This window comes from Verrucomicrobiia bacterium, from assembly GCA_036405135.1.
Classification (GTDB): domain Bacteria; phylum Verrucomicrobiota; class Verrucomicrobiia; order Limisphaerales; family JAEYXS01; genus JAEYXS01.
Window position 1 is genome coordinate 1 of record DASWYF010000014.1, and the last position, 11,265, is coordinate 11,265.

Sequence of the window (11,265 nt, forward strand, 5' to 3'; positions counted from 1 at the left end):
CTTGAGCCATCGTCGGATGATGGAGTTGGAAAGTTTTCAGGCCGGTTGCACCGGCAGGCCTATAGGGCACTGAAAACTGATACACCGCTCTTTCTTTTGGGTATCGTGGCGGGTTTTGGGTTCGAGGCGGCAAGCCGCCTCGGGCGGAAAGCGGAGGCAAGCCTCCGCACTCCAAAGTCGTTGTTCGAGGACGACGACGAAGGACGAGAACGACGACGATTAGGCTATTGGAGTGGCTGGCGAGGGTTTCGATCTGGTGGGTGTGGACTGGTGGCTAGAGTGCCGCAGGACAGGATGCCATCGAGATGAGGGAGCATTGATCGGATCGGGCGGGAAGGCTGCTTCGGGGAATGTATGAAATATGAAAAGGGTGAGCCCGTGCAGGCCGGGATCACTTCGGACGTTGCTTTGTCCGGAGTGAGACCGCCTATCCGGGGGGGCGCACCCTGACATTGTTATCGAAATAGAACTGCGGGTGGTTAAGGGGAAAGCATACGCCTAGCGGAGAGCGGACGAGTTTGGCTTGGCGAGAGCGCCCTTTCTGTCGGCTGGAATCCGGCAGCACATTAGAGGCAATGTCAGGGTGCGCCCGCGGCGAATGCGGAAAACCCTTTGAACGCGGCAAGGCCGGTTGCTACTGTGCCGCCCATGCGAATTTTGACGGGTATCCAGCCTTCGGGCGCGTTGCACCTCGGGAATTTCTTCGGGGCCATGCGCCCGGCCATCGAGCTGCAAGATCAGGGCGAGGCGTTCTATTTCATTGCGAACTACCATTCCATGACGTCCCTGACGGATGCGGCGAAGCGTCGGCAGTACACGCTCGATGTGGCGCTGGACTTCATGGCTTGCGGACTCGATCCGAAGAAGTGCGTCTTCTGGCGGCAATCGGATGTGCCGGAGGTGACTGAACTGGCGTGGATGCTTACCACCGTGGCACCAATGGGACTTTTGGAGCGCTGCACGAGCTATAAGGATAAGGCAGCCAAGCTAGCCGAAGGCGACTTGGGTGCGGTGAATCATGGCTTGTTCGCTTATCCGGTACTGATGGCGGCTGACATCCTTTTGTTCGACTCCAATATCGTGCCAGTGGGCAAAGATCAGAAGCAACATCTGGAAGTGGCACGTGATCTGGCGATGAAGTTCAATCACATTTACGGACAGACCTTCGTGATCCCCGAGCCCCGTATCCGCGAGGAAGTGGCGGTGGTGCCAGGTCTCGATGGCCAGAAGATGAGCAAGAGCTACGGCAACACGATTGAGCTGTTCGGCGAGGAGAAGGCGACGAAGAAGCGCATCATGGGCATCGTGATGGACAGCCGCACGCCGCAGGAACCGAAGCCTGATGCAGACAAAAACATCGCGGTCCAGTTACTGAAGCTCGTCGCCCCGGCGGATGTGGCGAAGGATTATGAAGAGCGTTTGCGCGCGGGTGGAATGGGCTATGGCGATTTGAAGAAAGGTCTGTTCGAGCATTACTGGAATTATTTCGCAGCAGCGCGTGCGAAACGCGCAGAGCTGGCGGCGAATCAGGATTATGTGGAACAGGTCTTGAAAGAAGGTTCTGCGAAAGCCCGTGAAACTGCTACGAAGGTGCTGGCCAAGGCCAAGCTGGCGTGTGGATTGGACTGAGGATAAATTGATTCCGGCATATTTATGAAGATCGCCAAAGACGCCCGTATCTATGTGGCCGGTCATCGGGGACTGGCAGGAAGCGCCATCTGGCGGGAGCTGGAGCGGCAAGGGTTCACGCATATCACCGGCCGTACGCATGGGGAGCTGGACCTTATGGACACAGAAGCCGTCACACGCTTTTACGAGCAGGAGAAGCCGGAGTATGTGTTCATCGCGGCGGCGCGCGTGGGCGGCATCAAGTTCAACAGCGAGTATCCCGCGTGGTTCCTCTACGAGAATCTGCAGATCCAGAACAACCTCATCCATGGTGCTTACAAAGCGGGGGTGAAGAAGCTGCTGTTCCTCGGCAGTTCATGCATCTACCCGAAGCACTCGCCGCAGCCGATGAAGGAAGAGCATCTGCTCACTGGGCCCCTGGAGCCGACGAATGAGTGGTATGCCATCGCGAAGATCGCAGGCCTGAAGATGTGCGCAGCGTATCGCCGCCAGTACGGATGCGATTTCATCAGCGTGATGCCGACAAATCTGTACGGGCCGAATGACAATTACGATTTCGACAAGTCGCACGTCCTACCCGCGCTCATCCGCCGCATGCATGAGGCCAAGGTAAACAAGGCCGAGACGGTGACGTGCTGGGGATCAGGTTCACCCTTGCGTGAATTCCTTTACTCGGATGACTTGGGCAATGCCTGCGTGTTCCTCATGGAGAATTATGCGGAGGAACAATTCATCAATGTTGGCTCGGGCATCGAGATCACCATCAAGCAGCTGACAGAGCTGGTGGCGAAGGTGGTGGGCTACGATGGAAAGATTCTCTGGGACACGAACAAGCCCGATGGCATGCCGCGCAAGCTGATGGATGGCAGCAAGCTCTTCACGCTGGGCTGGAAGCCGACGATCCAGATGGAAGAGGGTGTGAAGCTGGCGTATCAGGACTATCTGAAGAAGTTCGGGGCGAAGTGATATTGCGCTTAGGACGCGGGACTGTGTTCCGCCGTCCACTCCATACTATCCCAACTTCGGGGGAATCGTGATATTCCACAGATTCTTTCCGTTCACATCCCAATGGGTCACGGTGAGCTCTTCGGTCTTCGCGTCGATCTTCATGGTGCCGAAGAACTGGTAGACATCGGATGGCGGGCGATTTCCTTTCATACCTTTTGGGATACCGATGAAACGCGTCTCAGCACCGAAGGTGTTGTCTGAAGCTGGCGGGCCGAAGGTGCCTGCGTGCAACGGGCCGGAGATGAATTCCCAGAACGGATCGAATTCTTGGAAGGTCGCCTTGCTAGGATCGTGATAAATAGAGCTGCAATGATGCACGTCCGTCGTGATCCAAACGGTATTGCGAATCTTGCGTTCTTTCAGGAAACGCAGCAGATCGGCGATCTCCAGTTCGCGGCCCAACGCAGGACCATCACCATTCGCCACAGCTTCAAAGGAATCTTTACCATCACGGCATTGGAGGCTGATGGGCATGTCGGAGCAGATGATCTTCCAAGTGGCCTTGGAAGCGGAGAGGGCGCGTTTCAATTCATCGAGTTGCTGGCGACCTAAGAAAGCGGAAGCGTCATCAAGCTCATTCTGGCGATTGGGTGAATTGGCTCCGCGATAGCTGCGCATATCGAGGAAGAACAGTTCGAGCGAAGGGCCGTAAGGGATGTTGCGATAGATGCGTTCCAGCGGATGCGGGCGGATGGGCAGGCAATCGAAGAAGGCGCGGCGGGCACGGGCGGCGAGCAGTGAAGCGCTCTTCACGGTGTAGCGTTTGTCCTCGGTCATCTGCTTGCCGGGATACCAGTTGTTCAGCACTTCATGATCGTCCCATTGGAAGTAGATGGGCACCTCGCTGTTCATGCGGCGGACGTTTTCATCGAGGAGATTGTAGAAGTGGTTGCCGCGAAATTCGCTGAGCGTTTCCGCCACTTTGCTCTTCTCCGGCGTGATGATATTTTTCCACACGGTCCCATCATCTAATTTCATCTCCGCTTGCAGAGGATTATCCGCGTAAATGGTATCGCCGCCGTGGATGAAGAAATCCGGTTGTAACTTGCGGATGGCTTCATAGGTGCGCATGCCGCCGCGACTGACATCGATGCCATAGCCTTGGCCTGCGGTGTCACCCGACCAGGCGAAGAGGATGTCGCGCTTATCCGCTGATGGTGTCTTGAATGAACCAGTGATGGATTCGGACAAGACATTGGAGTTCGCGAGGTCTTCAAAGGCGAGGCGATAGAAAATCGTCTGGCCTGGAGGCAAAGCGCCGTAGGCGAGCTTCACGGCGTAATCAGTATCCTCAAGAGCAATGGGGCCACGGATGCGGCGGCTGTCCGTGAACTTCGATGTGGTGCTCAGCTCTAAGAGCATCGTGGCGGGGCGATCGCAGCGGGACCAGAAGATGCCGTTGCTGCCGACGATGTCACCGGTCATCGCGCCGCCTTGGATGATGGGGCGATTGGCCTGGAGGACACCGGGCGCTTGCTGGGCACGAAGGATGTTCGGAAGCAAGCCGAGCGAGCCGCCGGAGAGCAGGAGATTGCGGGTGAAATGACGACGGGAGATGAGCGATGGTTTGCCGTGTGAGTTCACGGGGGAGACTATAGTGGGAAAAATAGGAGATGCGAGTATGGAAGAGGTGAAGATTGGGTGACGTGGGATTTGATGGCTATAATCATTATTGAGACCTAGTCGGTGCAGGTGCTTCGACGGCGGCCCGTTGAGGACCCCGACACTGAATCGGGCCAAGCCGCAGGCCCTACCTGCCTAGTTGTTCTTGCTGGTGAAATCATTTTGCTTTCGGTACATCCATTTCATGCAACGTCATCTCATCGCCTTGTTGGCTTTCTGTTTGGTTGTTCCATCACTTCACGCGGCGAGTCCGAATCCTTCGAAGGCGGGGATGGATGCGTTGAAGCTGACAGAGATTCCCCGGCGCATGCAGGGGTTTGTGGATAGCAACATCATCTCGGGCGCGGTGACGTTGGTGGCGCGGAATGGGCAGCTCGCTGCGCTGGATGTCGTAGGTTACAGCGATCTGGCCACGAAGAAGCCTTTGCGCGCAGATGACATGTTCTGGATCGCCTCGATGACGAAGCCCATGACCGCGACGGCGATCATGATGTTGCAGGATGAGGGCAAACTTTCGGTGGACGATCCGGTGGAGAAGCATCTGCCGGAGTTTAAGAACCAGTGGCTGGTGGATTCACAGAGCAAGGACGGCATGGTGCTGAAACGTCCGGCGCGTCCGATCACGTTGCGCGATTTGCTCACGCATACGTCCGGCATCGGGGATGTCCCGGCACCGCGTTATAATTGCACGCTCGCGGAATTGGCGATGGCTTACTCGCAGCAGCCGTTGCGTTTCCCGCCGGGCAGCAAGTGGCAGTATAGCAATCCGGGCATCAACACACTCGGGCGCATCGTGGAAGTGGCTTCGGGCAAAACGTATGCGGAGTTCATGCAGGAACGGATTTTCAATCCGCTGGGCATGAAGGATACGACGTTTCATCCTACGGCCGCGCAGGTGAAACGCATCGCGAAATCTTACAAACCTGGTGCAGGCGGGAAGGGGCTGGAAGAGACGACGGTGTATTTCGTGCAGGGTGGTATTTCAGACAAGGTGCGCACGGCTTTTCCGGCAGGCGGATTATTTTCCACGGCGGAAGATGTGCTGAAGTTTTACGAGATGATGTTGAATGGCGGCGTGTGGAAGGGCAAACGGTTGCTCTCCGAAGCGGCGGTGAAGCAGGCGACGACAACGCAGTCGGGCGATATCAAAACGGGTTTTGTAGATGGCATGAGTTTCGGGTTCGGCTTCGCCGTGGTGAAAGAGCCGCAAGGTGTGACGGGTATGTTGGCGAAGGGCACATACGGTCATGGCGGTGCTTATGCCACGCAGAGCTGGGCGGACCCAGAGAAGAAGCTGATCGTGATCTTGATGTTGCAACGCGCGGGGTTGCCGAACGGGGATGCTTCCGAGATGCGGAAGGCGTTTCAGGAGGCAGCAGCAGCGGCGGTGGTTAAGTAAGGAAACCGTTGGCTCGCTCACTCCTCACCCCTGCCCTCTCCTCATTTAGAGGAGAGGGAGAACATCTGCCCACGCTCGCGTAGCATAATGATTTAATTCTCGCCGGAGCGGAGACCGGCGCTCCGTTCGCGCTTGCTTGCGGCTTTCTTTTCGCTTCAATCACGGCATGAAACTTATCGCCCGTTCACTCATGGCCATGCTGTCTTTGACGGCGGCCGTCAATCTCATGGCCGCGGACAAACCCGTCGGCACCAGCAAGGATTTCAAAGGTCCCGTAGGTCTGCAGCTCTACAGCTTGCGCGCGGAGTTCACTGCCAAGGGAGTTCCGCCCACGCTGAAGACGGTGAAGAATTACGGTTTCCAGATCGTGGAGACGGCGGGCACTTACAACATGCCTGCGGAGAAGTTCAAGGGCTTGCTGGATGAAGCGGGCTTGAAGCCGGTGAGCGGCCATTTCCCGTTCGAGAAATATCGCGATGATGTGGAGAGCATCGCGAAGGATGCGAAGGCGCTGGGCTTGGAATACGCCGGTTGCGCCTGGATCCCACACAAGGATTCGTTCGATGAAGCCGAGGCGCGCGCGGCTATCGCGGTGTTCAACAAAGCGGGCGAAGCGTTGAAGAAACACGGCATCAAATTTTTCTACCACATCCATGGCTATGAGTTTCACAAGCATGGTGACGGCACGTTGATGGATCTCCTGCTGAAGGAGACAAATCCTGAATTCGTCGCGTTCGAGATGGATGTGTATTGGGTCGTTCATCCGGGTGAAGATCCGGTGAAGTGGCTGAACAAGTATGGCAAGCGTTGGCAGCTCATGCACATCAAGGACAAGCGCAAGGGCGTGACGGGCGATCTCACAGGCAAGTCCGACGTGAAGAACGACGTGACGGTGGGTGAAGGCCAGATGGATTGGCCAGCCATCCTGAAAGCTGCGCAGAAAGCGGGTGTGAAGTATTACTTCATCGAGGACGAATCTCCGGTGGTGAACGACCAGATCGCACCGAGCTTGAAGTATCTCGAGTCCGTAAAGTTTTAAGCGGTTGATTTGATCTACTGCACGAACGGCAGGACTAGGATGGTCCTGCCGTTTTGTTTTATGTGGCAGTGACGTGAGGAATGTGACGATATACTGTCTGAATAGGACAATGCTTTAGCATGAGAATCGGTGTCGCCATTTTGATATTAGGATTAGTAGGCGGATGGCTGATGCTTGGACGAGGGAAACAGCACCCTACGATCACGATGCCGTTACCCCAACCCACTGCAAGTCTCGTGAAACCGAACGGGAAGGCGACTGGACCGAGACTGCCCGCTCCACGGTTCCGCAGTAATGTGACATCTGAAGCGCCGACTGAGGAATCCAAAGTGGCACAGCTCATCGCTATGATGGAGAATGGCAGCACGAACCGCCTGACAGCAGCACAACTCGCTGGCTATCTTCGTGATAACCGGCGGAACGCGGAGAGCCTGCTGGCAGCGTTTCAGACGACGGAGGACAAGGCGTACTTGCCAGAGGCACTGGAAAAATTCCCACATGATCCGCAGGTAAATTTCACCGCCTTTTTCCGCAGTGATACACCAAAAGAAAAGCAGCAACGTATCGAGGCGCTGAAAAAAGCAGCACCAGATAATGCGATGGCGAATTATCTGGCGGCGCAGGAGGCTTTCAAGACGGGCAATACGGATCTGGCAGTGCAGGAACTGATGACGGCGAGCGGCAAAAATGGTTGGCAGGATTATTCCAAGGAGTTCATCCAATCGGCGGAAGACGCGTATCGTGCAGCTGGATGGTCAGAGGCGGAGGCCAAGGCGATGGCGACTGCTAACCTGCTTTTGCCGCATTTATCAGAGATGAAAAATTTGGGCCAGCACAGCACCGAACTGGCGAAGCTATATCAGCAAGCGGGTGATCCTGATTCTGCCCTCGCCATCCGGCAGGCGGCCTTGGCCATGGGCCAGCATTTTGAGGCGGAATCCGTGGGCGGATTTCTTCTCAAAAGTCTTGTGGGGATCAACATCCAAAGCCAGGTGCTCCGCTCCATGGACCCCGCCAACATCTATGATGACAGCGGACGTACAGTGAAGGATGAACTGGCTACGCTGCAAGAACGACGCAATGCGCTCAAGGAGCTGGGGAAACAGCTCGATGCGATTTATCCCACCCTGACCGAACGGGACATCGTTTCCTATTTTGACCGGATGAAAACTTTCGGCGAATTGTCGGCGACACAGTGGTTGGTGAATCGAAAGAAGGCGAACTAGCCTTATTTCCAGCTCAAGATGTTGTCGGCGTTCACGCCTTCGTTGGCGGGGATATTCGGATCGGCTTTGCGGTCGGGGCCGAAGCTCCAGATCATAACTGAGCCTTTGAGACCATATTCGTTGGGGCCTGAACCGGACAGGCTGCGCAGACCATTGATACCTCCAGTTGGACTTTGGGAAACTTTGGCGGAAGAGTAAAAAGCATCTTGAGTCATGCCATCACCATTGAGGTCAATGCTGATGATATAGGGCATGCCCCATGGGTCGCGGTAGATGTTATCTTTCGGACCAAGGCCGGGTTTGCCGTCTTCCGTAGAGCGTTTAGGGTTCAGGAATTCTTTCTTTAGCGGATTGTTCGTGTGATCTGGATTGTAGGCAGGATGCGGCACAGCCATCAGAATGGTGACGATCTCGGAGTTGTTCGCCTGATGGCGAGGGCGCGGGTTGATCACGGTGATGCGTTCCTGCATATCCACTCCAAAGGTGCCATAGGTGAAGTCTGAGGAATCGTGTCGCAATGCATTCGAGGTCATGGGCCAGCGGCTGTAGTTGGCTTTGTAAGCGACGATGGCTTGCTCAAGTTGGGAAATCTCGTTTTTGGCACGGACAATTGGAATTCTAGGTCCACTCCTTTTCGTTGGAATGAAGAACCCGCCCAAGAAGCCGATGACTGAGATGACGACAAGTATTCGTGCAGCAGTGGTTAAAGCTTGTTTGAAGGAAGAGTGTACACTTGGTGTAGTTGTCGGTTCTCCTGAAGACATAGCATCGGGTTCTTAAAGAAGATAACTGACGAGAGTTGGAAATACAAATTTGGTGTGGAAAGAATTAATTGTGACGGCTCTTTCACCCGTTCCATTCAGGGCGGTGTCATTTTTGAAATCGTTCACCACTAGTTTCCGTTGGTCACGAGTGGCTACTGGCATTGGCCCCTTCGGGGCCATTGAGTGCACGTAACTCGTAATGGTTACCTTGGCGATAAGAGCCGATATTTCGTTGGCTCGACGAGCCGTTATGTTCACGCTTTAATCCCGGCATGCGCATCATCAGCGGCAGTGCCGCGAATGTCATCTTGAAGGTTCCGAAAGGGTACGATGTCCGGCCTACGCCGGATCTCGTGCGGCAAGCGATCTTCAACAGCCTCGGTGATCGCGTGGTGGGTGCGCGGGTGCTGGAGCTTTTCGGCGGCACAGGGGCGTTGAGCCTGGAGTGCATGAGCCGCGGGGCGGCGAGTGCGGTGTGCATCGAGCTGGCACCGCGTCATGCGCGGATGATCCGGGATAATCTCGAAGCCACGGGCATACCCCAGCATCTCTACGACCTGCGTTTGCAAGATGTGCTGGTGGCGATCCCGCAACTGGCTCAGGCCGGAGCGCAGTTCGATCTCATCATGGCTGACCCGCCGTTCGGGGAAAAGAATGTGGGCCGTCGTTCCACTTCGTTTTCACAGAAGCTGCTGGATCACGAGTTGTTGCCTGGCTTGCTCGCACCAGATGGCATGTTCGTGCTGGGTCACACCAAGCGGGACAGTGTGACAGTGACGGACGTGTGGAAGGAGAAGAAGGTGATGAAGCACGGAGATTCGCAGATGCTTTTTTTGATTAAGAAGAGTAAGCCGGAGTCTGATGCTGGTGTGGAAGTTTAGCCTCGTTTGGCACTCTCACCCCTCACCCCGGCCCTCTCCGCCGAAGCTCGGCTTGCCTATGGAGGAGAGGGAGAGCATTTCAAGCGCTTGAACGTATGAAAACGTCACGACATATCGTAGCCGTTGTCTTAATCGCTTTGTCTTACATTTCTATGAACATCTGCGCTGCCGTTGAATTGCCACCTTTACCAAAGTTGCAAACGATCTTGGATGGCGTGGTGGCGGATACGCTCAAGCAGTTTGAGAGCAAGGGGCTGAAGGCGGATCAATTGGCGGTGACGGTGGTGGACCTGGCGGATACGAACAAGCCGGCGCGGGCGAGTTATCGCGGAGATTTGCGCATCTATCCGGCGAGTGTGGTGAAGCTGTTCTATCTGCTCGCGGCGCATCAGTGGATGGAGGACGGCAAACTGCAGGATACTGTGGAGCTGCGGCGTGCGATGAAGGACATGATCGTGGACTCAGGCAATGAGCCGACGCATTACATCGTGGACCTGCTGACAGACACGACGAGCGGACCGGAGTTATCGAAAGAGGAATTGGAGAAGTGGCAGGAGAAGCGGAATGCGGTGAATCGCTATCTCGTGGCGCAAGGTTATCAGAATATCAATGTGAACCGGAAGCCGTGGGGCGATGGGCCTTATGGTCGCGAGACGCAGTCCATCAAGGTGAGCGCACCGAATCATCGCAACTGGCTGACGACGGATGCGACGGCGCGTTTGGTAACGGAGATCGCGCTGGGCAAGGCGGTGTCGCCCAAGCGCAGTGCGGAGATGCGGGAGTTGTTGAGTCGGGATCCGAAATCGAAGACGGATCGGCAGGCGGCATACACAGGAGTGGCTCTGCCGGAGGGAGCCAAACTGTGGTCTAAGGCGGGGTGGACGAGTCAGTCACGGCATGATGCGGCTTATGTGGCACTGCCGGATGGGCGTAAGTTTGTGCTGGTCGTATTCACGGATGGTAACGCGAATAATCAAGAGATCATTCCGGCGGTGGCGAAGTTGTGGTTGGAGCGCTGGAAGTAAAAAGGTGGCATTGCTAAAGAAGTCGAATTGAGTCATTGTTCTTCTATGGAACGGATTACCATTAATCCTGCACAATGCGGCGGACGGCCATGTGTTCGCGGCATGCGTATCCGTGTGGTGGACGTGCTCGACCTGCTGGCGAATGGTTTAAGTGCAGCGCAAGTAGTGGAGGAATTGCCCGATCTGGAATTGGAAGACGTGCAGGCTTGTCTCTAATACGCCAGCCGTAAATTAAATCACCCTGTCCTGACCGGCGCATGATCTGGGTGGATGCGCAATTGTCCCCGGCACTGGCCCCATGGATTCAACCCGAACTGGGCGAACCTGCCAAATCTCTACGGGATGTGGGATTGCGCGACGCCGAAGACAGTGAAATCTTTTCTGCTGCACGTGAAGCAAATGCCATCGTATTGAGCAAAGATTCCGATTTCGTGGAATTGGTTGAGCGATATGGCCCACCGCCTTCAGTCATCTGGTTGACCTGTGGAAATACCAGCAATGCCGCGATGAAAATCATCCTTCGGCATTCTCTAGAGCGTTTTAAATAAAACTGTAGCCTTTTCTGAGGGTGGAAGGTAAGAGGAAGAGGTGAAGACGATTTCGTTGGATTTGCGGGAGCGGATACTTGTGGCTTATGACGCTGGCGAAGGTTCCCGTGAAGCGGTGGCGCA

11 protein-coding genes are annotated in these 11,265 nt (G+C 55.6%); 9 read left to right on the forward strand and 2 right to left on the reverse strand.

Features of this window, described 5'->3' with window-relative positions; genetic code table 11:
- The first annotated feature begins 648 nt into the window (after positions 1 to 648).
- Together trpS and VGH19_07165 are read left to right on the forward strand one after the other, a co-directional pair.
- Entirely contained in the window at positions 649 to 1,629 is a 981-nt protein-coding gene (gene trpS, locus VGH19_07160; protein ID HEY1171125.1) for a tryptophan--tRNA ligase, read from the forward strand.
- 30 nt (positions 1,630 to 1,659) lie between these two features.
- On the forward strand, positions 1,660 to 2,595 hold the full coding sequence (locus tag VGH19_07165) for a GDP-L-fucose synthase (GenBank protein ID HEY1171126.1): 936 nt from the start codon (positions 1,660 to 1,662) through the stop codon (positions 2,593 to 2,595).
- Between the two features lie 45 nt (positions 2,596 to 2,640).
- Here VGH19_07165 and VGH19_07170 read toward each other — a convergent pair whose 3' ends face one another.
- Positions 2,641 to 4,221, reverse strand: coding sequence for an alkaline phosphatase D family protein (locus tag VGH19_07170; protein HEY1171127.1), 1,581 nt, complete (start codon positions 4,219 to 4,221; stop codon positions 2,641 to 2,643).
- Between the two features lie 223 nt (positions 4,222 to 4,444).
- Between VGH19_07170 and VGH19_07175 the strand changes: the two genes are divergently transcribed.
- The 3 genes from VGH19_07175 to VGH19_07185 all read left to right on the forward strand — a co-directional run bounded on the left by VGH19_07175 (position 4,445) and on the right by VGH19_07185 (position 7,924).
- The gene (locus VGH19_07175) at positions 4,445 to 5,659 is read left to right on the forward strand and encodes a serine hydrolase domain-containing protein (GenBank protein HEY1171128.1); all 1,215 of its coding nucleotides are present in this window, start codon (positions 4,445 to 4,447) and stop codon (positions 5,657 to 5,659) included.
- A 166-nt stretch (positions 5,660 to 5,825) separates the two neighbouring features.
- Positions 5,826 to 6,698: a sugar phosphate isomerase/epimerase gene (locus tag VGH19_07180; GenBank protein HEY1171129.1), complete on the forward strand. Its 873-nt coding sequence runs from the start codon at positions 5,826 to 5,828 to the stop codon at positions 6,696 to 6,698.
- A gap of 236 nt (positions 6,699 to 6,934) precedes the next feature.
- Positions 6,935 to 7,924 carry a hypothetical protein gene (locus tag VGH19_07185; protein ID HEY1171130.1) on the forward strand — a complete coding sequence of 330 codons (990 nt, stop codon included), beginning with the start codon at positions 6,935 to 6,937 and terminating at the stop codon, positions 7,922 to 7,924.
- Positions 7,925 to 7,926: 2 nt separating this feature from the next.
- Here the strand turns inward: VGH19_07185 and VGH19_07190 are convergent, their stop codons facing one another.
- On the reverse strand, positions 7,927 to 8,688 hold the full coding sequence (locus VGH19_07190) for a hypothetical protein (protein HEY1171131.1): 762 nt from the start codon (positions 8,686 to 8,688) through the stop codon (positions 7,927 to 7,929).
- Between the two features lie 272 nt (positions 8,689 to 8,960).
- Between VGH19_07190 and VGH19_07195 the strand changes: the two genes are divergently transcribed.
- The 4 genes from VGH19_07195 (at position 8,961) to VGH19_07210 (ending at position 11,142) form a co-directional block, all read left to right on the forward strand.
- Positions 8,961 to 9,569 (forward strand): RsmD family RNA methyltransferase, encoded by a 609-nt coding sequence (locus tag VGH19_07195; protein HEY1171132.1) that lies wholly within the window; start codon positions 8,961 to 8,963, stop codon positions 9,567 to 9,569.
- Between the two features lie 95 nt (positions 9,570 to 9,664).
- Positions 9,665 to 10,594, forward strand: a complete 930-nt coding sequence (locus VGH19_07200; GenBank protein HEY1171133.1) for a serine hydrolase — start codon at positions 9,665 to 9,667, stop codon at positions 10,592 to 10,594.
- A gap of 45 nt (positions 10,595 to 10,639) precedes the next feature.
- A complete protein-coding gene (locus VGH19_07205; GenBank protein HEY1171134.1) occupies positions 10,640 to 10,810 on the forward strand; it encodes a DUF433 domain-containing protein in 171 nt (56 codons plus the stop codon).
- 41 nt (positions 10,811 to 10,851) lie between these two features.
- Positions 10,852 to 11,142, forward strand: a complete 291-nt coding sequence (locus tag VGH19_07210) for a DUF5615 family PIN-like protein (GenBank protein ID HEY1171135.1) — start codon at positions 10,852 to 10,854, stop codon at positions 11,140 to 11,142.
- The last annotated feature ends 123 nt before the right edge of the window (positions 11,143 to 11,265 follow it).